Origin of the sequence: Xanthomonas maliensis (assembly GCF_009192945.1) — a bacterium.
Classification (GTDB): domain Bacteria; phylum Pseudomonadota; class Gammaproteobacteria; order Xanthomonadales; family Xanthomonadaceae; genus Xanthomonas; species Xanthomonas maliensis.
Window position 1 is genome coordinate 1 of sequence record NZ_NSET01000031.1, and the last position, 21,296, is coordinate 21,296.

General features: G+C 67.4%; 23 protein-coding genes. 13 read left to right on the forward strand and 10 right to left on the reverse strand.

Features of this window, described 5'->3' with window-relative positions:
• The 6 genes from CKY51_RS10135 to CKY51_RS10160 all read left to right on the forward strand — a co-directional run.
• Positions 1 to 174: efflux RND transporter permease subunit (locus CKY51_RS10135; protein WP_152249175.1), on the forward strand; the 174-nt coding region annotated here is incomplete at its 5' end.
• A gap of 98 nt (positions 175 to 272) precedes the next feature.
• Positions 273 to 3,413, forward strand: coding sequence for an efflux RND transporter permease subunit (locus tag CKY51_RS10140; protein WP_152249176.1), 3,141 nt, complete (start codon positions 273 to 275; stop codon positions 3,411 to 3,413).
• A 315-nt stretch (positions 3,414 to 3,728) separates the two neighbouring features.
• Positions 3,729 to 4,139: a YciI family protein gene (locus tag CKY51_RS10145; protein ID WP_337587714.1), complete on the forward strand. Its 411-nt coding sequence runs from the start codon at positions 3,729 to 3,731 to the stop codon at positions 4,137 to 4,139.
• 280 nt (positions 4,140 to 4,419) lie between these two features.
• Positions 4,420 to 4,587 carry a VOC family protein gene (locus CKY51_RS22685; RefSeq protein ID WP_238319439.1) on the forward strand — a complete coding sequence of 56 codons (168 nt, stop codon included), beginning with the start codon at positions 4,420 to 4,422 and terminating at the stop codon, positions 4,585 to 4,587.
• Between the two features lie 41 nt (positions 4,588 to 4,628).
• Complete coding sequence (locus CKY51_RS10155) at positions 4,629 to 5,027, forward strand: VOC family protein (protein ID WP_022971293.1); 399 nt, start codon at positions 4,629 to 4,631, stop codon at positions 5,025 to 5,027.
• A 63-nt stretch (positions 5,028 to 5,090) separates the two neighbouring features.
• A complete protein-coding gene (locus CKY51_RS10160; RefSeq protein ID WP_022971294.1) occupies positions 5,091 to 6,356 on the forward strand; it encodes an RNA polymerase sigma factor in 1,266 nt (421 codons plus the stop codon).
• 137 nt (positions 6,357 to 6,493) lie between these two features.
• Here CKY51_RS10160 and hglS read toward each other — a convergent pair whose 3' ends face one another.
• From hglS to CKY51_RS10210, 9 genes are all read right to left on the reverse strand, one after another.
• Positions 6,494 to 7,861, reverse strand: a complete 1,368-nt coding sequence (gene hglS, locus CKY51_RS10165; RefSeq protein ID WP_031338856.1) for a 2-oxoadipate dioxygenase/decarboxylase HglS — start codon at positions 7,859 to 7,861, stop codon at positions 6,494 to 6,496.
• Between the two features lie 150 nt (positions 7,862 to 8,011).
• The gene (locus CKY51_RS10170; RefSeq protein ID WP_022971296.1) at positions 8,012 to 8,596 is read right to left on the reverse strand and encodes a hypothetical protein; all 585 of its coding nucleotides are present in this window, start codon (positions 8,594 to 8,596) and stop codon (positions 8,012 to 8,014) included.
• A gap of 269 nt (positions 8,597 to 8,865) precedes the next feature.
• The gene (locus tag CKY51_RS10175; protein ID WP_022971297.1) at positions 8,866 to 9,624 is read right to left on the reverse strand and encodes an HAD family hydrolase; all 759 of its coding nucleotides are present in this window, start codon (positions 9,622 to 9,624) and stop codon (positions 8,866 to 8,868) included.
• A gap of 66 nt (positions 9,625 to 9,690) precedes the next feature.
• Positions 9,691 to 10,110, reverse strand: a complete 420-nt coding sequence (locus tag CKY51_RS10180; protein ID WP_425479854.1) for an EF-hand domain-containing protein — start codon at positions 10,108 to 10,110, stop codon at positions 9,691 to 9,693.
• Between the two features lie 183 nt (positions 10,111 to 10,293).
• Positions 10,294 to 10,665: an EF-hand domain-containing protein gene (locus tag CKY51_RS10185; RefSeq protein WP_022971299.1), complete on the reverse strand. Its 372-nt coding sequence runs from the start codon at positions 10,663 to 10,665 to the stop codon at positions 10,294 to 10,296.
• A 226-nt stretch (positions 10,666 to 10,891) separates the two neighbouring features.
• Positions 10,892 to 11,269, reverse strand: a complete 378-nt coding sequence (locus tag CKY51_RS10190) for a membrane protein (RefSeq protein WP_022971300.1) — start codon at positions 11,267 to 11,269, stop codon at positions 10,892 to 10,894.
• A 95-nt stretch (positions 11,270 to 11,364) separates the two neighbouring features.
• On the reverse strand, positions 11,365 to 11,562 hold the full coding sequence (locus CKY51_RS10195; RefSeq protein ID WP_022971301.1) for a CPXCG motif-containing cysteine-rich protein: 198 nt from the start codon (positions 11,560 to 11,562) through the stop codon (positions 11,365 to 11,367).
• A 349-nt stretch (positions 11,563 to 11,911) separates the two neighbouring features.
• Positions 11,912 to 12,730 carry a M15 family metallopeptidase gene (locus tag CKY51_RS10205; RefSeq protein WP_081641331.1) on the reverse strand — a complete coding sequence of 273 codons (819 nt, stop codon included), beginning with the start codon at positions 12,728 to 12,730 and terminating at the stop codon, positions 11,912 to 11,914.
• Positions 12,727 to 13,530 (reverse strand): N-acetylmuramoyl-L-alanine amidase, encoded by an 804-nt coding sequence (locus tag CKY51_RS10210; protein WP_031338861.1) that lies wholly within the window; start codon positions 13,528 to 13,530, stop codon positions 12,727 to 12,729. The genes CKY51_RS10205 and CKY51_RS10210 overlap by 4 nt, the downstream gene beginning before the upstream one ends.
• A gap of 143 nt (positions 13,531 to 13,673) precedes the next feature.
• On the opposite strand from CKY51_RS10210, the gene CKY51_RS10215 reads away from it, so the two are divergent.
• The 6 genes from CKY51_RS10215 (at position 13,674) to CKY51_RS10240 (ending at position 19,446) form a co-directional block, all read left to right on the forward strand.
• On the forward strand, positions 13,674 to 15,104 hold the full coding sequence (locus CKY51_RS10215) for a C40 family peptidase (protein ID WP_425509511.1): 1,431 nt from the start codon (positions 13,674 to 13,676) through the stop codon (positions 15,102 to 15,104).
• On the forward strand, positions 15,101 to 16,198 hold the full coding sequence (locus CKY51_RS10220; protein WP_022971305.1) for a dipeptide epimerase: 1,098 nt from the start codon (positions 15,101 to 15,103) through the stop codon (positions 16,196 to 16,198). The genes CKY51_RS10215 and CKY51_RS10220 overlap by 4 nt, the downstream gene beginning before the upstream one ends.
• Positions 16,199 to 16,399: 201 nt before the next feature.
• Complete coding sequence (locus CKY51_RS10225; RefSeq protein WP_152249181.1) at positions 16,400 to 17,119, forward strand: L,D-transpeptidase family protein; 720 nt, start codon at positions 16,400 to 16,402, stop codon at positions 17,117 to 17,119.
• The gene (locus CKY51_RS10230; protein ID WP_022971307.1) at positions 17,116 to 18,417 is read left to right on the forward strand and encodes an APC family permease; all 1,302 of its coding nucleotides are present in this window, start codon (positions 17,116 to 17,118) and stop codon (positions 18,415 to 18,417) included. Before CKY51_RS10225 ends, CKY51_RS10230 begins: the two co-directional genes overlap by 4 nt.
• A gap of 87 nt (positions 18,418 to 18,504) precedes the next feature.
• Complete coding sequence (locus CKY51_RS10235) at positions 18,505 to 19,002, forward strand: hypothetical protein (RefSeq protein ID WP_022971308.1); 498 nt, start codon at positions 18,505 to 18,507, stop codon at positions 19,000 to 19,002.
• Positions 19,003 to 19,098: 96 nt separating this feature from the next.
• Entirely contained in the window at positions 19,099 to 19,446 is a 348-nt protein-coding gene (locus CKY51_RS10240; RefSeq protein WP_022971309.1) for a hypothetical protein, read from the forward strand.
• Between the two features lie 24 nt (positions 19,447 to 19,470).
• On the opposite strand, the gene yiaA is transcribed toward CKY51_RS10240, so the two are convergent.
• Positions 19,471 to 19,899: an inner membrane protein YiaA gene (yiaA, locus tag CKY51_RS10245; RefSeq protein ID WP_022971310.1), complete on the reverse strand. Its 429-nt coding sequence runs from the start codon at positions 19,897 to 19,899 to the stop codon at positions 19,471 to 19,473.
• A gap of 176 nt (positions 19,900 to 20,075) precedes the next feature.
• On the opposite strand from yiaA, the gene CKY51_RS10250 reads away from it, so the two are divergent.
• Positions 20,076 to 21,254, forward strand: a complete 1,179-nt coding sequence (locus tag CKY51_RS10250) for a PQQ-dependent sugar dehydrogenase (RefSeq protein WP_022971311.1) — start codon at positions 20,076 to 20,078, stop codon at positions 21,252 to 21,254.
• Positions 21,255 to 21,296: the final 42 nt, after the last annotated feature.

The following is a 21,296-nucleotide window of genomic DNA, read 5'->3' on the forward strand; positions in this document are numbered from 1 at the left end:
CTGCGTCGCCCGCTCGGCATCGCCATCGTCGGTGGCCTGCTGCTGTCGCAGCTGGTCACCCTGTACACCACTCCGGTGATCTATCTGTACATGGAACGCGCCGGCGAACGCGTACGTGCATGGCGCGTACGCCGCGCGGCGATGGCCGCTGGACAGGCAGGAGAGCGGGCATGAGGCTTAATGAAGCCGGGTCCCGGGTCCCGAGTCCCGGCTCTAGAGTCCCGAGACCCGGCTTCGTCCCGAATCCCGGCTCTTCCCCCGGAAGCCTTCCGATGAACATCTCCTCGCCTTTCATCAAGCGCCCGATCGGCACATCGCTGCTGGCGATCGGCCTGTTTGTGATCGGCTTGATGTGCTATCTGCGGCTGGGTGTCGCGGCATTGCCGAATATCCAGATTCCGGTGATCTTCGTGCACGCCACTCAGTCTGGCGCCGATGCCAGCACGATGGCGTCCACCGTCACCGCGCCGCTGGAGCGCCATCTGGGTCAGCTGCCCGGCATCGATCGCATGCGCTCGTCCAGCTCGGAAGGCAGCAGCATGGTCTTCATGATTTTCCAGACCAGCCGCAATATCGATTCGGCGGCGCAGGACGTGCAGACCGCGATCAATGCCGCGCAGTCGGACCTGCCATCGGGCCTGGCCACGCCGATGTATTCCAAGGCCAACCCGAACGATGATCCGGTCATCGCCATCGCCCTGACCTCGGACACGCAGTCGGCCGATGAACTCTACAACGTCGCCGATTCGCTGCTCGCGCAGCGGATACGGCAGATCAACGGCATCAGCTCGGTGGACATCGCCGGCGCGTCGACGCCGGCAGTGCGCGTGGATGTGGATCTGCGCGCGCTCAATGCACTGGGATTGACCCCGGACGACCTGCGCAACGCGGTGCGTGCCGCCAACGTGACCTCGCCGACCGGCTTCCTGTCCAACGGCGACACCACCATGGCCATCATCGCCAACGATGCGGTGGCCAAGGCCGCCGACTTCGCGCAGTTGGCGATCGCCACGCAATCCAACGGCCGCATCGTGCGCTTGAGCGATGTGGCCACTGTGTACGATGGCCAGCAGGATGCGTACCAGGCGGCCTGGTTCAACGGCAAACCAGCAGTGGTGATGTATGCCTTCACCCGTGCCGGCGCCAACATCGTCGAGACCGTCGATGCGGTGAAAGCGGAGATCCCGGAACTGCGCAGCTATCTGCAGCCTGGTACAACGCTGACTCCGTATTTCGACCGCACCCCGACCATTCGCGCCTCGCTGCACGAGGTGCAGGTCACGCTGATGATCAGCCTGGCGATGGTGGTGCTGACCATGGCGCTGTTCATGCGCCGGCTGGCACCGACGCTGATCGCCGCGGTGACGGTGCCGCTGTCGCTGGCCGGCGCGGCACTGGTGATGTACGTGCTCGGCTTCACCTTGAACAATCTCAGCCTGCTGGCGTTGGTGATCGCAATTGGCTTTGTGGTCGACGATGCCATCGTGGTGATCGAGAACATCATGCGTCACCTCGACGAAGGCATGCCGCGCCTGCAGGCCGCGCTGACCGGCGGACGCGAGATCGGCTTCACCATCGTCTCGATCACCGCCTCGCTGGTCGCGGTGTTCATCCCGATGCTGTTCGCCAGCGGCATGGTCGGCGCCTTCTTCCGCGAATTCACCATCACCCTGGTGGCGGCGATCGTGGTGTCGATGCTGGTTTCGCTGACGTTGACGCCGGCGCTGTGCAGTCGTTTCCTTTCGGCGCACGACGTGCAGCACAGCCATAGCCGCTTCGGCGCATGGCTGGAGCGCATGCATGAGCGCATGCTCGCCGTCTACACGGTCGCGCTGGATTTCTCGCTGCGGCACGCCTTGCTGCTGTCGCTGACGCCGCTGCTGTTGATCGGTGCCACCGTGTTCCTGGGCGGCGCGGTCCAGAAGGGGTCGTTTCCACCGCAGGACACCGGCCTGATCTGGGGCCGCGCCAATTCCAGCGCCACCGTGTCGTTTGCCGACATGGTCAGCCGCCAGCGGCGCATCACCGACATGTTGATGGCCGACCCAGCCGTCAAGACCGTCGGTGCCCGCCTCGGCTCCGGCCGCCAGGGTTCCAGCGCATCGTTCAACATCGAATTGAAGAGCCGCACGGAAGGCCGGCGCGACAGTACCGCGGACGTGGTGACGCGGCTAAGCGCCAAGGCCGATCGCTATCCGGATCTGGACCTGCGCCTGCGCGCGATCCAGGACCTGCCAAGCGATGGCGGCGGCGGCACCAGCCAGGGCGCGCAGTACCGCGTCTCGTTGCAAGGTAACGACCTGGCGCAGCTGCAGGAATGGCTGCCCAAGGTGCAGGACGCATTGAAGAAGAATCCACGCCTGCGCGATGTCGGCACCGACGTGGACACCTCGGGCTTGCGTCAGAACATCGTGATCGACCGCGCCAAGGCTGCACGTCTGGGCATTACGGTCGGCGCGATCGACGGCGCGCTCTACGGCGCTTTCGGTCAACGCTCGATTTCCACCATCTATTCCGACCTCAACCAGTACAGCGTGGTGGTCAACGCCCTGCCTTCGCAAACCGCCACGCCCAAGGCGCTGGACGAGATCTTCGTGCCCAACCGCACCGGCCAGATGGTGCCGATCACCGCCGTCGCCACCCAGGTGCCGGGATTGGCGCCGCCGCAGATCACCCACGACAACCAGTACAGCACGATGGATCTGAGCTACAACCTCGCACCGGGCGTCAGCACCGGCGAGGCCGACCTGATCATCAAGAAGACCGTCGAAGGGCTGCGCATGCCGGGCGACATCCGCATCAGCGACGGCGGCGGCTTCAATGTGCAGCTCAATCCCAATTCGATGGGCGTCCTGCTGCTGGCCGCCGTGCTCACGGTCTATATCGTGCTCGGCATGCTCTACGAGAGCCTGATCCACCCGGTGACCATCCTGTCCACCCTGCCGGCGGCCGGCATGGGCGCGCTGTTGGCGTTGTTCGTGACCAACACCGAACTGTCGGTGATCTCGATGATCGCACTGGTATTGCTGATCGGCATCGTCAAGAAGAACGCCATCATGATGATCGACTTTGCGTTGGTGGCGCAGCGCGAACATGGCAAGGACGCGCGCGCCGCCGCACGCGAAGCCTCGATCGTGCGCTTCCGACCGATCATGATGACCACGATGGTGGCGATCCTGGCGGCGGTGCCGCTGGCGGTGGGGCTGGGCGAAGGCTCGGAGCTGCGTCGTCCACTCGGCATCGCCATGATCGGCGGCCTGCTGATCTCGCAGAGCCTGACCCTGCTCAGCACCCCGGCGTTGTACGTGATCTTCTCCTGCCTGAGCGAGCGCTGGAAGGCCCGTCGTGCCCGCGCACGCGCACGTCGGGCCGAGCGCGACGCCTCCCGCCGGCCGGCCACCTCGGCGCCCTGAGCACGCTGGTATCCGACACCGCTGCCCGGCGCTGACGCCGCCGGGCAGCCCACCCTCTTTGCCGGCCCGGCCTGGCGTGGCTGCGCGCCCGTGCACCCGTATGCGCTGCGCGGCGGCCGTGGCGCGGCGGCGCGTCAGCCAGCGAACGGGACAGGATGCCGACGGGCATGACCGGTCAGCCGGCCATGCTGTTCGATTCGGCCTAAAAAAAAGTTTTTCGCCGCTGTCGATTCCCGCCGGTCTGGTTCGTCGTGGTCACGAATGCGCGCTCACGCGCACCGTATCCACCACGACCAGGAGCTCCACATGCGCTGTATGGCCCTCATCAAAGCGACCGCTGCCTCGGAGTCCGGCCGACTCCCCAGTGAGCGCCTGCTCACCGCCATGGGCGACTTCAATGCGGAGATGGTCGCTGCTGGCGTCCTGCTCGGCGGCGAGGGGCTGCGGCCCAGCGCGCACGGCCTGCGCCTGCGTCTGGACGCGGCCGGCAGCCAGCTGACCGCCGGCCCATTCGCGCCCGACGGCGAGCTGATCGCCGGCTACTGGCTGCTGCAAGTGGATACGCTGGAGGACGCGGTCGGCTGGCTGCAACGCATGCCCAATCCCGATGGCGAGCAGATCGACATCGAGCTGCGCCCTGTGTACGAGGCCGCCGACTTCGGCGCCGCCTTCACCGAGCAGGCACGCGCGCAAGAAGCGGCGCTCCGCCACACACTGGGGGGCTGAGCATGCAGACATCCATGCACGTCACGCCCTACCTCACCTTCGATGGCGATTGCCGCGCAGCGTTCGAGCCTTACCAACAGGTGTTTGGCGGCGCGCTGCAGCTGATGACCCATGCGCACTGCCTGCCGATGCTGGCAGCGACGGTTGTCGGGATGGCGAGGCGGCGCCGTCCGACCGCATCCTGCATGCCGCCCTCCTCACTGCGGCGGCACCGTGGCTGATGGGATCGGATAGCGCACCCGGTCGGCCAGCCCCGCAGCACGGCGACGACGCCATCGCAGTGAGCCTGCACGACAACGCGCAGGCCGAACGCGTGTTTGCCGCCCTGGCCGCGGGCGGTCAGATCCACATGGCCATGGCCGAGACCTTCTGGACCGAACGCTTCGGCATCTGCGCGGACCGCTTCGGCATCCGCTGGTTGTTTAACGGCCGCGACCAGGCGCGCTGACGCGTCGCATCGCCTCCATCCACATTCCCCAAGGACATCGCATGGTCACGCAGATCTTCATCAACCTCCCGGTCGAATCGCTACCGCGCTCGGTCGCCTTCTTCACCGCAATGGGCTTCACCTTCAATCCGGTCTACACCGACGAAAACGCCACCTGCCTGATCCTGGGCGAGAACATCTACGCCATGTTGCTGGTGCAGCCGTTCTTTCAGGGCTTCACCCACAAGGCCTTGTGCGATACCCGCGTCGCCGCCGAGACCATCACCGCACTGGCGGTGGCCAGTCGCGAAGAAGTGGATACGCTGGTCGCCAAGGCCGGCGCCGCCGGTGGCGTGGTCAGCAGCGAGCCCAAGGATTACGGCTTCATGTACCAACACGGCTTCGCCGATCCCGATGGCCACCTGTGGGAGGTCTTCCACAGTTCCGGCGCGCCCGGCTGAGGACGATGGCGACGCTGCGCTGCCGCTTGCCGCCGGGTCGTCGTGGTGGTGTGATCGACGCCCATGGCCCGATCGTCGGATGTGCACGCATTGCTGGAAACGGTGTGGCGCCGCGAGGCGCCACGCATCATCGGTGCCTTGGCGCGCCAGCTGCGTGACGTGGGGCTGGCCGAAGACATGGCGCAGGAAGCCTTGCTGGCAGCGCTGGAACATTGGCCACGCAGCGGCGTCCCCGACAATCCCGCTGCCTGGCTGACCACCACCGCGCGCCATCGCGCCATCGACCGGCTGCGGCAGCGGCAGTTGCAGCACCGCAAGCAGGCCGCCCTGGGCGACGCACTGGCCTGCGACCAGCAGGCGCAGGACGCGGCGGCCATCGATCCGGACGAAGACCTGGGCGATGATCTGCTGCGGCTGATGTTCGTGGCCTGCCATCCATCGCTCGGCACCGACGCCCGCGTCGCGCTGACCTTGCGCCTGCTCGGCGGTCTGACGACCGATCAGATCGCCCGCGCCTTCCTGGTTTCAGAAGCCACGATCGCCCAGCGTATCGTGCGCGCCAAGCGCACGCTCGCCGACAAGCAGGTGCCGTTCGAAGTACCGCATGGCATCGAGCGCCAGGCACGCGTGGCATCGGTGCTGGAAGTGCTGTATCTGATCTTCAACGAAGGCTATGCCGCCAGCAGCGGCGACGATGCGCAACGCCCGGCGCTGTGCGCGGAAGCCCTGCGGTTGGCCGGCGTGCTGGCCGAGCAAATGCCGGCCGCCGCCGAGGTGCATGCGCTGCAGGCCTTGATGGCGCTGCAAGCCTCGCGCAGCGACGCCCGCAGCGATGCCGACGGCCAGCCAGTGCTGTTGCTGGCACAGGATCGTCGCCGCTGGAATCCCGCGTTGATCGCGCTGGGACTGGCGGCGTTGGCGCGCGCGCAACAGCTGCGAGGCGGTGACGGCAACTATGCGCTGCAGGCAGCGATCGCCGCTTGCCACGCCACCGCCGCCCGTGCCGAAGACACCGATTGGGCGCGCATCGCCACGCTCTACACGCACCTGCTGGAGCGTCATCCCTCACCGGTGGTCGCGCTCAACCGCGCCGTTGCCGTGTCCATGGCCGACGGGCCGGCGGCTGGACTGGCGCTGGTCGATGCATTGCGTGCGGATGGCAGCCTGCATGGCTATCACCTGCTGTCCAGCGTTCGCGGCGATCTATTGCAGCGACTGGGTCGCCACGCCGATGCGCAAGCGGCCTTCCTGGACGCGGCCGCCTTGGCTGGCAACGCCAGCGACAAGGCGTTCCTGCAGGCGCGTGCGGCGGCCTGCGGGGCGTCCTAAAGCACCGATGGCGGCTGCGCGCGCGCAATCGCGCCGGTGATGTGAACAGCGGTTCCCAAGCACCGCGTCTGCAGCGGCGGCGGCGCGTCATGCCCCGCCTGCTGCCGCCATTGTCGCAACGCGATCGGCCAGTGGGGTCAGCTGCGCAAGGCCTGCAGCGAGGCCTGCTCCAGCTGCGCATACAAGGCGAATTCATCGGCGACCGCGGCACCCAGCGCCTGCTCGAATTCGCGCTTGCTCGCGTGCGCGGCATAGGCGCGTTGTTCGGCACCACCGAGGTTGGATTGGAAGATGCCGGCCGCACTGACGGGCAGGAAATCCTCGTAGATGATCGGGTCGGCCCGCACCAGACCGGCGGCGATCGCCGCCTCGGTCGGCAGCGCGGCCACCTGCGCCCGCGCGCCGCGACCGGCGTCGGTCATGCGGTAACGGAAATAGCCCAAGCCTTCGTGTCGCAGCGTGGCTTCATCGTCGGGGAACGCAGCGAAGGCCGCCTGCAGGCGCGCGGCATAGCCGGCATCGGTACTGCCCGCCCCCTCACTTTCGCGCGCCTGCGCCAGCAGTGTGTCGTACAGCGCGCGCCCCTTGGGCGTCAGCGCCAGACCGCGTTGCTCGATCTCGCCGAAACGCGCGGTATGGGTACCGGCCTCGGCCTGGCCGCCGTCGCCGACGAAGCGCACCGGCTCTTCCAGCGCCTTGAAGCTGGTCTGCCGCAACAGGATGGCCACCTGACGCCGCGGTGGCCCTTCGATCACCGCCTTGGCCTCGATGCCGGCCTGCTGCATCTGCGCCTGCGCCGCATCGATATCCAGCGTACGCGGCGTCAGATGGTTGATGTGCGGGCCGTGGAAGCTCACCACGTCGGCGATCAAACGGTGCGCCTGGCTCAGGGCCTGATACGTCTGTCGCGATACGGTGGCATCGCCATGCCAGCGGAAGGTCTCCAGCGCCTCGGCGACGAAGCTGCGCGCCGCCTCTGCATCCAGCCCACCGTCGCGTTCGTGGCGGGCAATCAAGGCCAGCGCACCGTCGGTGAAGATTTGCCGCTGCGCCAGGATCTGCGCCGCCTGCGCACGCAATGCCGCATCCTCGATCAGTTCCAGGCGTAGCAGCGAGGTGAATACACGGAACGGATTGGCCGTTAGCGCCGCATCGTCGATCGGGCGGAAGGCAGTCGAATGCACCGGCACGCCCGCCACCGACAGGTCGTAGTAGCCGACCGGATGCATGCCCATCACCGCGAACAGGCGCCGCAGCGTGGCCAGTTCCTGCGCGGTACCGACCCGGATGGCGCCATGCCGCTCCAGATCCAGGCGGGCACGCTCGTCGTTGCGCTGCAGCCGCTCGGCCAGCGCCGGGTCGGCCTGCAAGGTTTGCGCATTGACCTGCGCGACCAGCGCCATCAAGTCGCCGTAGAGCGGCACTTCGGCGCGATACATGTCCGACATCGCCTGTGCGAACAGGCTACGGATCTGGTCGGGAGAGACGAACACGGTGTCGCGCATCGGGACGGTCTTGGCAGAGCCGGCCACGCCGGCGTTGTCCCATTCTCGCCGACCACGACCGGCCACGACCAGCTGCACGGCAACACGCTGATGCGCGCCCACCAGACATGCGCAGGCAGCGCCAACCGTCTTGCGGCCACGATGGGAGCGCTACAGCCCTGCCTCTACCGCCGCCTCGGCCGCCTCGCTGGCCTCGCGCGCGGCCTCCAGCCGTTGCGCGCGGTCGCCCAGCTGCTGCCGGAGCAGCGGATCCAGCCGGATCGGCCGATCCCAGCGGTCGTAGCTGGCGACGATCGCCTGGCGCAGCGCGCGCAGGTGCAGAGTGTCCGGCGCCACCGGCAGGCGCGTGATGACCCCTTGCCAGCCGTCGTGGTGGTCGCGGCTATAGGCACGCACGCTATCGCGACAGGACAGCTGCACGATCTGCGCCCAGACACAGGCGAAGTAGATATCCCCGGCATGCCAGCCATGGGCCTGCAACAGCGCCTGCGCATAGCCACGGCTGACACCGGCGTAGCGCGCGAGCTCGTCCAGGAAACTGTCGGGGTAACGTTGTGCGTAGCTGCCGATGTCGGTCAGGTGCTGGTCCACCCAGGCATCGCCGGTACCAGGCATGACCGCTGGCGCGTCGGCGGCAGTGGCGGCTGGCACGGCGGTCTGCGCAGACGCCAGGGCCGGCAGCAGCAGCGCCGCCACCAACGGAAACAGCCGCAACCAGTGCGCGTACTCAGGCATGTCCGAATGATGCCGGATGCCTGCGCTGCTGTCAGGCCATGCGATCGACGCGGCACCGGCAGCGCCGCAGCGTTCTGCGTGCGCAGTCTTGCCAGCCGATTCGCGCCAAGAGAGCGCTCAGGTCCGGCCCGACCGCTGCAGGCGCCGGCGGCAGCGGCGGCACCGACACCCTCGGCTGCGGTACGCCGAGCGCGCTGGAGCCGCTGAAACAGCGATCGCATACCACCGGCGTGCGGTATGTGACCCACTGCATGCTGCCACCCGCGCGATCACGCGCGCGGCAGCGTGCGCGCCATCGCCTCCAGCTCGCGTACGGCCTGCGGCCAGCCGGCCGCAGCCGGCACCTCGCGCAGGCGCGGTGCATCGGCGGCCACGCCATGGTCCTGTTCGTGCGCCCAGGTCACCGCATACGGGGTGTAGATGCCCCAGCCGCCGATGGCCAGCACCGGCTCCACGTCCGAGCGCAACGAATTGCCGATCATCACAAAGCGCTGCGGCGGCAGATCGAATTCGGCCAGCACGCGTGCATAGGTCTGCGGATCCTTTTCCGACACCACCTCGATGCGCGGGAACAGGTCGGCCAGGCCGGACTGGGCGATCTTCTGCTCCTGATGGAACAGATCGCCCTTGGTGATCAGCACCACCGCATGGTCGGCAGCGATCGCGCTCACTGCCTCGCGCACGCCGGCGATGACCTCTACCGGGTGCTGCAGGGTGGCGCGGCCGATCTCGACGATGCGCTGGATGTCGCGCGCGCCGATGCGTGCATCGGTCAACTCGATCGCCGTCTCGATCATCGACAAGGTCATGCCCTTGGCACCGTAGCCGAAGATCTTCAGATTGCGCCGCTCCACCGCCAGCAAATGCTGCTGCATGCGGCTATCGCCCAGGTCGAGGTACTCGGCCAGGATGGCCTCGAAGTCGGCTTCCGCGGCACGGTAATAGTCTTCGCTCTTCCACAGCGTGTCGTCGCCGTCGAATCCCACCAGTTGGATCGCCTGGTGCTCGCGTTGTGCAATGGCTGTCATCGCGCAAGTGTAGAGCCTGCAGCCGGGCTGCGCAGCGCCGCCAGCGACCGCGGTACGCCTGCCGCGCTAGTCGCCCGCAGCGTTGCCCGGGCCGGGCTGGTACTGGGCGAATTCGTCGCGTGACAGTTGCCCGTCACCGTTGCGGTCGAATGCGCTGAAACGCTCCCGCAGCACCGGGTCGGCGGCGGCCTCGCTGGCGGTCAGATAGCCATCGCCGTCCAGATCCAGGCTACGGAAGGTACGTGGGACCAGGCTGCCGGTCTGTGGCAATGCCGCCGCCTCGCTACCGCCCTTCGGTGCCGCTTGCGTCGCCGGAACGCCGGGCAGCAACGACGTGGTTGCGGGCGGCGGGGGCTCGACCGGCAGCGGAGCGATCGGTGGGGTGCCGGGCGGTGGCGTGCCAGGTATTGCCGGTACGGGCGACACTGCAGTGGCGTCGATCGGTGTCAATGGCGGTGGTGCCGCCTGTGCCGCGGGAAGCGCCAACATGCCGATCAACAAATAGCTGCGCAGCGACATGGCCGTGCTCCATGCAGAAGATCGCCAGCCTAGCGCGCTGCTAGTCAACGCAGCGGGAGCGCCCCTGGCAGAGCGCTCCCGCAATCCATCCTGCGCGATCCGTTGCGTCACGCCTGTGGCGCGGACGCAACGTTGTGCAACGGCAGCGGCTTAGTTGCCGTTGCTCTGCGAACCGGAATTGCCGGCCGCACCGCCGCCACCCTGCTGCTTGGCCACGAACGCCTTGTATTCGTCAGGCGTCAGCTTGCCATCGGCGTTGCTGTCGGCCTGATCGAAAATCTGTGCCAGACCGGCATTGACCTGAGCTTCCTGCTTGCTGATGGCGCCATCGCTGTCGGTGTCCACGCTGGCCCAGGTCTGGCCGCCGCCGGAGCGGGCGCCACTGGACTGCGCCGAGGTAGCCGAGCTACCGGACTGCGCAGCGGCGTCCGGCGACGTGCTCTGCGCCATCGCTGGCAGGGCCAACGCAGCGGCCAGGGCAGCGGTAGCGGCGATCAGCGAGGTGCGGTTGCGATTCTTCATCGGGTGGTCTCCTGTGCTTGGGAATGCGCGGTGTTTCCGCACATGGCTTCACCCTACCCAGCACGCATGAACACCCAACCTGTCGCAATCGGACGCGGAACATCCTCTTAACCACACCCCCGATGTTTGCCGTTACCGCCCTCGTTACCGCCCGGTGAACCAAAACGAAACGCCCCATTCAAACCGCGGCGAATTTGCGACAACTACCGCAGTTTTCCGCCGTTTTTCAGGCATCGCCGTCATCGTCTGCGCGATGGATGGAACTGAACAAACGCCAACCCAGGGCGACACCCGCGATCGCACCGACCACTTCCAGCACCACGCGCGAGCCCAGTTCGTTGGGGTCGTGGATCTTGGCCAATGCCAACCGTGCGTACAGCGGCGACTCCAGCCGCACGATGCTGGTGTAGAGCAGGTTCCAGATATCGTAGGCAGCGCCGATCGCCACCGTCAGCAGGAAGGCGATGCCCAGCACATGGCCATGGGTGAACTGCAGCCGGCGGCCCACACGCTCGACCAGCGCAAACAGCAGCACGCCCAATGCAAACGCGATCAAGCCTGCTTCCAACGAACCGAGCAGACCAAAGTGCAAGGGCAGATTCATCGGCGACTCCAGGTGGGGCCTACCAGTCTAGCGGCCACGCCACGCCACGACAGCGACCACGCCGCGTCTGCTGGACCGACCGGGCGCACCTGGTCTCAGGCGTCGTCCTGGCTGCGTGCAGCGACCACGGCATCGCCCTCCTCGTCCCAGCGCACGTCCACCGTGATGGGACGACAGCAGACCTGGCAGTCCTCGATGTACTGCTGGTCGCCACCGGACAGGTCCAGCGTCAGCGTGATCCACTCCCCGCAGTAGGGGCAGGCGATATCGACGAAGCGTTCGGGCTCTGACATCGGAAGGTCCTCTGGAACGTGTATGTGGGAGCGTTGCGCGTGTTGCGATAGACGCTGCTGACCGGGCTTGCCATGCAACGGCCGGGGCGCTTGGCCGTCGACCGCAGCGCCTGCACGGAGGGAGTCTCCCCGCGCACCGCACGCGACCAACCGCACATGGCCGCGACGGCCGCTGATCCGCTAGTGCGTGTGATGCACGTTGAGATGAGATGCGTTTGGCTGTCAGCGGTGCGGAGCGGGTGCTGCGTGGCGCCGGTGGCTGGCGCCGAGGCAAGCGGCGCGCCGCCCGCACCGTGCCACTGACGGCCAACCCTTCGGGAAGCACTCACCTCGACGGACATCACACGCGCTAAGGAATCGGCACGTCGTAGGCAGTGTCCGGCGTCGGCTCCGGACGCAAGGTGAAATGCCACCATTCCAGTGGATAGTTCACGAAGCCTTCGGCGGCCATCGCCCGCAGCAAGCGTTGACGGTTGCCGCGCTGCGCGGCGCTGAGGCCGTCGGCATCGGTATGCGCCCGTATGTCGAAGAAGTCGAATCCGGTCCCCATGTCCAGTGGCTGGCACGGGCCGTGGCGACAATCCAGCAGGCCAACATCGACGGTCGCGCCGCGGCTGTGCCCGGAGGTCTCGGCAATGTAGTCGCCGAGCAAGGCCTGCTTGTCCACCCGTGGGTAGTATTGCGCCTTGCCGGATTGTTCCCGCAGGTCGCCCGCCCAGGCCACGAAGGCGCGTACCGCCCGCACCGGCCGGTAGCAGTCGAACACCTGCAGACGTAGCCCTTCGGCGTCCAGCGTGCGTGCGACCCGCGCCAGTGCGTCGGCAGCCGGGCGCAGCAGATAGCAGACTGGCGCCGCGTAACCAGGCACGACGCGGCCGGTGAAGTTATTGCCACTCGCGTAGCGCATCTCCATCACCGCGGTCGGCGCCAGCGTGTGTACGTCGACCAACCCGGCCTCGGCTGCGCTGTGTGCCGGCGAGACCTGGACCGCAGCCGCCGGTGCAACCCACGCCAGGCATAGCAACGGCACCAGTACACGTGCCCAGGACCGGCAGTGACGCCGGATGGAGCGCTGCCGCCGCGCGGTCGCGGGGGTAGCGCCAGCCAACGCGCCGCGCAGCGTGGCAGCGCGCGCCAGAGCGCAGGCCACGACGGTGACAGCGCTCATGCGCCCTCGCCCTCCTTGGTCGGCCCGTCGGTGCTGGGCGGCAGCCGCAGCGGAGCGGTCAATGCATGCAGGATGCGCAGATCCTCTGCGTCCAGCGTGGGTGCATCGCTGCCGCGGAAGTGATGATGGAAGGCCCGTAGCGTGGCGGCTGGATCGTCCAGGCTATAGCCCAGCAACGCCAGCGCCTGCCAGGGATCGAAATCGGCCGGCGGCGGCGGCGCATCGGCACTGGGCCAGCGTCCGAAACCGGCCTCGGCCAGCCGGTTCCACGGGAACAACGGGCCGGGATCGTTCTTGCGCGTCGGCGCCACGTCTTCGTGGCCGACGATCTGGCTGCGCGGAATGCGCAGGCGCCGGCAGAGGTCGTCCAACAACACCAACAGACTGTCGATCTGCGCATCGGCGAACGGCGTATGGCCATCATTGTCCAGCTCGATCCCGATCGAGGCCGAATTGACGTCGGTGATGCTGCCCCAGCGACCGGCACCTGCATGCCAGGCACGCGCCTGGTCGCTGACCAGTTGATAGCGCCGTCCGTCCTTGCCGATCAGGTAATGCGCACTGACCGGTCCGCCGCTGTTGCGGCCGCGCAGCGTGCGCAGGCTCTGCTCCACCGATTGCTGATCGGTGAAATGCAGCACGATCAGGATCGGCCGCCGTAGATCGTGATTGTCCGAAGGCACCCAGGTCGCCAAGGGGTTGCGTGGCGGCGCGTGTGTGCATGCGACCAGCGCCAACAGCGCCAGACACAGCGCGGCGCGCGGCCAGCGACGGTGCCAGAGCAGCGGATCCAACGGCATCGACATCTCCTGCGACAACGGCATGCCGGCCATGCGCCATCGCAGGCAATCCAGTCGCCTGCCTGCGCCGGGCCGGTCGGCGCCAACCCGACTAGACTAGCGGCTTGGCCGCCGGTTCGCTGGCGTGCTCTCATCGCCTGGAGATCGCCGTGCCGGCTCGCCCGCTTCGCCTACTGCTTCTGAGCCTGGTCCTGTGGATCGGCGCAGCCGAACAGGCGGCTGCGGCCACACCCGACACGCCGCCGGTGTTCGCGCTGCAGCCGACGCAGCTGCAGGCCGACAGTTGGATCGCCCGTGCGCCGGCGGCGCAGCAGGTGCGCCTGCAGGCCGACCAGATCGCGGCCTTCAACGCCCGCCTGCTGCAGGAAGATGCCTCCATGCAGGCGCTGGATGCCTTGCCGCAGCAGTTGCCCGGCGCGCAGGTCCGCGCGCGCATCCAGACGCGTTCGGCAACGCCGACGCGTGCGCTCTACGACGACGATGGCCGCGCGCTGGGGTCCGATCGGCTGGCCGCACTGCAACAGGCGTTAGCGTTGGATGCGATTCCCACTGGCGTGCAACCTGCGTATGCGTTGGTGGTGCGGCGCGCTGCCTTGCGTCGGTTTCCCACCACGCAGCGGGTGTTCACCCGCCCAGGCGAGCGCGACATCGATCGCTTCCAGGAATCGGCCTTGTATCCCGGCACGCCGGTGGCGATCCTGCATCACAGCGCCGATGGCGCCTGGGCATTCGTGCAATCGGCCAACTACGCCGCCTGGATCGCCAGCGACCAGCTCGCCGTGGGCACGCGTGCGCAGGTGCTGGACTATGCGCAACGCACACCGCGACTGGTGGTCACCGGCGCACGCGTCAGTAGCGTCTACACGCCCGAGCAAGCGGATGTGTCGGCGCTGACGCTGGATATGGGGACCGCCTTGCCCTGGCTGCGCGATTGGCCAGCGCAACAGCCGGTCAATGGGCAACTGCCGCTGGCCGCCTACGTGGTGCAGCTGCCTCGCCGTGCCGCCGACGGCCGGCTGCAGCTGGTGCCGGCACTGATCCCGCGCGCCGCCGATGTGCAACCGGGGCCCCTGCCGGCAAGCGACGCGGCGTTGCTGCGCCAGGCCTTCAAGTTTCTCGGCGAGCGCTATGGCTGGGGCAACGACTACGATGCCCGCGATTGCAGCGGATTCGTCCTCGATGTCTACCGCAGCCTGGGCATCGCCCTGCCGCGCAACACCGGCGATCAGGCGCGCAGCCCGCTGCTGCAACGGCTGCCCTTCGATGCGCAGGCACCGCGGTCGCAGCGGCTGCGGCAACTGGCGCAGCTGCAGGTCGGCGATCTGGTGCATATCCCCGGTCATGTCATGCTGGTGATCGGCCAACAGGACGGTGCGCCCTGGGTCATCCACGACACCGCCGGTGCCAGCTACCGCACTGCGGATGGCCACGTGCAGCGCGCGGCCTGGAACGGCGTCGTGGTCACGCCGCTGCTGGCCTTGCTCGGCGATGACGGCAGGCCCTTCGTGGATCGCATCACCTCGCTGCAGCGCATTCTTCCGACCACCTCCACGCCTATGTCGCCATCGCCATGAAGATCACCGGCTTTCAGCTCGGCATGTTGCGCGTGCCCTTACGCACGCCGTTCAAGACCGCGCTGCGCACGGTGCAGGCGATCGAGGATGTGGTGCTGTCGCTGCATACCGACAGCGGCCATACCGGCCATGGCGCGGCAGCGGCCACCGCACCGATCACCGGCGACACCCATGGCGCCATCGTCGCGGCAATCGGCCAGCAGCTGGCACCGCGGCTGATCGGCCAGGACGTGGCCGATCTGAATCGGCTGTGCGCGCTGGTGCAGGGAGCGCTGCAGCACAACACCAGTGCCAAGGCCGCGGTGGAGATCGCGCTGTACGACCTGTGGGCGCAACTGCATGGCGCCCCGCTGTACCGGATGCTCGGCGGCGGCACACCACAGCTGCGCACCGACGTCACCATCAGCGTCAACGCTGCCGAGCAGATGGTTGCCGATGCCTGCGCCGCCGTGGAACAGGGCTACACCGCGCTGAAGATCAAGGTCGGCACCGAGGTCGCCGCCGACATCGCCCGCGTGCAAGCAATCCATGCCGCCGTGCATGGCCGCGCCCAGCTGCGGCTGGACGTCAACCAGGGCTGGACCGCCAAGCAGAGCGTGCAGGCGCTGCAGAGACTGGAGGCCGCCGGCGTAGTGCTGGAACTGGTCGAGCAGCCAGTCAAGGCCGCCGATATCGACGGACTGGCCTTTGTCACTGCACGGGTGCATACGCCGGTCATGGCCGACGAAAGCGCATTTTCGCCGCGCCAGCTGATCGAGCTGATCCAGCGCCGCGCGGCCGACATCGTCAATATCAAACTGATGAAGAGCGGCGGCCTGTCCAATGCGATTCGCAGTGCCGACATCGCTGCCCTTTACGGCATGCCTTGCATGATGGGCTGCATGATCGAGTCGAGCATCAGCGCTGCGGCCGCCGCGCATCTGGCGGTGGCCAAGGCCGGCAGCATCGACAAGGTGGACCTGGATGCGCCGGCGCTGGCGCAGTGCGACCCGGTCCACGGCGGTGCGCGCTTCGATCGCGCACACATCCATCTCGCCGACGCGCCTGGCCTGGGAATTGTGCGCATCGACGGCCTGCAACCACTGAACGTGTAGCCGCTGCAGAACCTGCCACTGCCGCAGGCCGCCATTGCTGGTTACAGTAGTCTGCAAGGCCGTCAGCACCAATGACCGACAGCATGCTGGCGCATGGCCACGGCGTCGTCACCGCGCCCGCATCGTCGCCGACCTTCGGAGCTCTGCATGTCATTTCGTTTCTTGCACCGCATCCTGCTGCTGCCACTCCTCGCCGCCTGCATGGCCGGCACCGCTGCAGCCGAGCCGGTGCCGGCGTTGACCAACGCCCAGGCGCTGGTCGTGGTGACCACACCGGACTGGAACAGCACTCAGGGCCGTCTGCAGACCTTCCGCCGCGTCGCAGGCCGGTGGCAGGCGGTCGCACCGGCCTTCGCCGTCGCGTTGGGCCGGCAGGGCAGCGCCTGGGGCGAGGGACTGCATCCCGCGCAGTCGCAGGGGCCGCAGAAGCGCGAAGGCGATGGCCGCAGCCCGGCCGGGGTGTTCGCCATCGGCACCGCGTTCGGTGCCGCGCCGCGAATCGACAGTGCCATGCCCTACCAGGCGATGACCGCCGAGCATTACTGCATGGATGTGCCCAGCTCGCCGCTGTACAACCGCATCGTCGACGCTCGCAACGTAGGCCAGTCAGCGGTCGCTGGCTCGACCGAACCGATGCGACTGGATCTGAAGACGCCCGGCGACCTGCGCTATCGCGAGGGTTTCGTGATCGCCCACAATCCGCATGCGCTGCCGGAGCGCGGCAGCTGCATCTTTGCCCATCTGTGGCAAACGCCCGGCCAGGTCACGGCGGGCTGCACCGCGATGGCGGCCGCGGACATGCGCCGCCTGTTGGCGTGGTTGCGGCCGGAGCAGGCACCGCTGTTCGTGTTGTTGCCACAGGCCGAGTACGCACGCTTGCAGGCCCAGTGGCAGCTGCCGGCGCTGGAGCGCGACCGATGAGCAACGACAACGACAACGCACCGACCTTGCTGCGCGCGGTCAGTCGTTGGCAGATCGTTGGCCTGTCGATCAACGACGTGATCGGCAGCGGCATCTACCTATTGCCGGCCGCCACCGCGGCGCTGCTAGGCCCGATGAGTCTGTGGGCGGTGCTGCTGGCCGGCCTGGCGGTCGCCCTGCTGGTGCTGTGCTATGCGCAGGCCGCCAGCTATTTCGACACGCCCGGCGGCAGCTACTTGTACACCCGCGAAGCCTTCGGGCCGTTCGTCGGCTTTCAGATCGGCTGGATGATCTGGCTCACCCGCATCAGCTCGGCCGCGGCGTTGAGCAATGGCCTGGCCGATGCGGTGGCGCGGTTCTGGCCCAGTGCCGGTGTCGATGGCAGCGCGCGTTTGCTGGTCGTGGTCGGTTCGCTCGGTCTGCTGACCGCGGTCAATGTGATCGGGGTGAAGTCGGCGACGCGCACCGGGATCGCGCTGGTGATCGGCAAGCTGCTGCCGTTGCTGCTGTTCGTGGCGATCGGGTTGTTCTACGTGGACTGGTCGTGGGCGTTTTCCGGTGCCACGCCCGATCTGCGCGACCTCGGCAACCTCGGCGAAGCGGCCTTGCTGCTGCTGTTCGCCTACGCCGGCTTCGAAAATATCCCGGCGGCCGCCGGCGAGTACCGCAACCCGCGGCGCGACGTGCCATTCGCCTTGATCACCATGATCGTGACCGTGACGCTGATCTACGCCGCCGTCCAGGTCGTCGCGCAGGGTACCTTGCCCAACCTCGCCGGCTCGCAGACGCCATTGGCCGACGCCGCCAGCCGCTTCAGCGGACCAGCGCTGGCACTGCTGCTGACCGTGGGTGCCACCATCTCGATCCTGGGCACGACCAGCAATACGGTGATGCTGGGCCCGCGTTTCCTGTTCGCACTGGCGCGCGATGGCTACGGCCCGGCGTTTCTGGCCCGCGTGCATCCGCGATTCCATACGCCGGCGGCGGCGGTGCTGACCCAAGGCGTGCTGTCGCTGGCACTGGCCTTGTCCGGCTCGTTCACTCAGTTGGCATTGCTGTCGATGGTGACCCGGTTGTTCGCCTACATCGGCACCGCCGCGGCGGTGATCGTGCTGGCGCGTCGCTATCGGCAGCGTCCTGGTGCCTTGCGGTTACCCGGCGGACCGTTGATTCCGCTGGCAGCCGTGCTGCTCTCGTTGGGCCTGCTCGCCAGTGCCAGCTGGCAAAACCTGGCCGCCGCCGGTCTGGCCTTGCTGGTGGGCTGCGGCTTCTACGCGTTTCCACGCAAAGCCGCCTGAGCGTCTTCGCGCTGCGCTCGCAAGGCGCTCACTGCCCGGTAACCGCAGCCGCTGGACGCTGCCGCTCTCATTCCGCGGGAGGTTGCCATGAAGCTGCGTCGGGTCTACAGCACGCCGTCGGTCGAGCTTGCCCAGCAAGTGCTTCAGGCAGCACGCGCCGCGGGGATCGACAACGACGGCTTGTCGCTGATCGCCCGCTCGGATATCGAGTTGCAGGCCGTTCCCGATGAACGCAAGGAAGCCAAGACCGACTTCCTGCCGGCGGCCGCCCGCGGTGCCGCCACCGGCGGCGCTGCAGGTCTGGTCGCCGGACTGGTCGCTGTGGCGGTGCCGCCGATCGGCCTGACCATCGCGGGTGTGGGCGTGATGGCCTTGGCGGGCGCCTTGGTCGGTAGTTGGTCGTCGGCCTTGGTCGGCGCCACCGTGCCCGATCCGGTGCGACGCCAGTTCGAAGCTGAGATCGAGGCCGGCCGCGTGTTGGTGGTGCTGGATGCCGACGAAACGGCATTGCAGGCTGCCGAGCCCGCGGTGCAATCCGCTGGCGGCACGCCCTTGCCTTACGAGGCCGCTTCGGCGGCAACGTAACGAACCCCGTCGTTGATGCCACCGTCACCTCGGCTGGCAATGGCTTAACACCTGGCGACCTACGGTAACCAGACACCACGCATCGCGGAGACAAGCATGAACGTGCCTTATCAAATTCCCGGCCGCGCACCCGACGAGGACCGCAATCAGAACGTGTCCAACTACTGGCGCGAACGCTTCACCGAGGAGCCGTACTACGCCGACGGTGAGCGCTTCGAGGATTATGAAGCCGCCTATCTGGCCGGCCACGAAGCACGCGTACGCGACTTCGCTCGTGCCTACGATCAGGTCGAAGCAGAGCTGCATCGCGATTGGGACAATCAGCGTGGCACCAGTTCGTTGAGCTGGAGCAAGGCCCGGCATGCGGTGCGACGTGCCTGGGAAAACGCTGCCGACATGGTGGGCGCGCGCGACAGCAGCGCCGACCCAGCACGCCACCGCTGAACGCGGTGGCTGACCACGGTCGCCTCAGTCGTTGACAGAGCGCGGGATTGGGGGCGCACCCGCCGGATCCAGCGCGTCGCGCGTGTTCTTCTGCACCGCGACCGCACCGAACAAGCTGAGCGCATACGCCATCGCGTAGAAGCCTTTCTCGCTCAGCAGCAAGGTGGCATTGAACAGACCGACCGCCAGCAGCAACAGCGCGGCGAGCAGGGAAAACCAGCAGATCGCGTAGTACAACCCGGTGACTGCGATGCCATCGGCGCGGTCACGCACGCTTTTCTGCAGCGACACCGCAGTGAACAAGCCGAACAGCAGCAAGGTGAAGTAGTACCCCTTTTCGTTGAGCTGCATCTGGGCGTTCCATAGCCCGATCAGGTAGGCGGCGCTGCCAAGCAGCAAGGCCGCCCACGAGGCGGCGATGAAGGCGAAAGAGGTTTTCTGTGCAGCAACCATGGAAGGTCCTTTTCGTTTGAGCGACTCAGCGACGGATGTGCGACGGCACCCGGCCCCGGAGGGTGACCTGCGGCAAGGGTGACCGCGACGACGTCGTGTAAGGTACTGGAAAACCCGACGCGGGACACGTTGCGGGAGGGCTGCGACGTGCCCGTCCTCATCCCCTGGAGGATCCCATGACTGTCCGACGTCTCCTTGCACTGGCGTGCTCGGCCATCCTGTTTACCGCCGGCACTGCCAACGCCGCCCCGGCCACTGCGCCGGCGGCCAGCATTCCCGAGGCCCAATGGCCATTCCAGGCTACGCCAGTGGCGGACTTCGACGAGCCTTGGGCCATGACCTTCCTGCCCGATGGCAGCCTGCTGGTGACCGAGAAACGCGGCAATCTCACCCGCTTCGACCTCAAGACCAAACGCAAACGCCCGATCAGCGGCGTGCCCGCGGTGGCCTATGGTGGCCAGGGTGGCTTCGGCGATGTGCTGGCGCATCCCCGCTTCGCCCGTAACGGGTGGGTGTACATCAGCTACGCCGAGCCTGGACAGGGCGATACCCGCGGCGCGGCCGTGGCGCGCGCCAAATTGACGCTGGATGCGACCGGCGGCGGCGCGCTATCGGACCTGAAAGTGATCTGGCGGCAAGACCCCAAGGTCAGCGGTAACGGTCACTTCGGTCATCGCCTGGCATTCGGCCCCGATGGCAAGTTGTGGATCAGCTCCAGCGAACGGCAGAAATTCGACCCGGCGCAGGACATGAAGGCCAATCTCGGCAAGCTGATCCGCCTCAACGACGATGGCAGCGTCCCGGCCGATAATCCCTTCGTCGCCCAGGGTGGCGTCGCTGCGCAGGTGTGGTCGCTCGGTCATCGCAACGTGCTCGGCATCGCCTTCGACAGCAAGGGCCAGTTGTGGGAACACGAAATGGGCCCGGCCGGCGGCGATGAGCTCAACCTGATCCAGCGTGGCGCCAACTACGGCTATCCGATCGTCTCCGATGGCGATCATTACGATGGCCGGCCGATTCCCGACCACAGCACCCGCCCGGAATTCGCCGCTCCCAAGATCAGCTGGACGCCGGTGATCTCTCCGGCAGGCTTTGTGATCTATAGCGGCAACCAGTTCCCCGCCTGGCGCGGCAACGGCTTCATCGGCGGCCTGTCGTCGATGTCGTTGGTGCAGGTGACGCTGGACGAGCAGCCGCGCGAAGTGGCGCGCTACGACATGGGCGCGCGCATCCGCGAAGTGGAGCAAGGCCCGGACGGCGCCTTGTGGTTGCTGGAAGACGAAGCCAGCGGCAGCACTGGACGGCTGTTGAAACTGACGCCCAAGCGCAAGGCCGCCGTCGACAGCGACGCCTGAGCCAACGGGTCGGTGCAGTGCCGTCGCCATGCCGGCGACGGC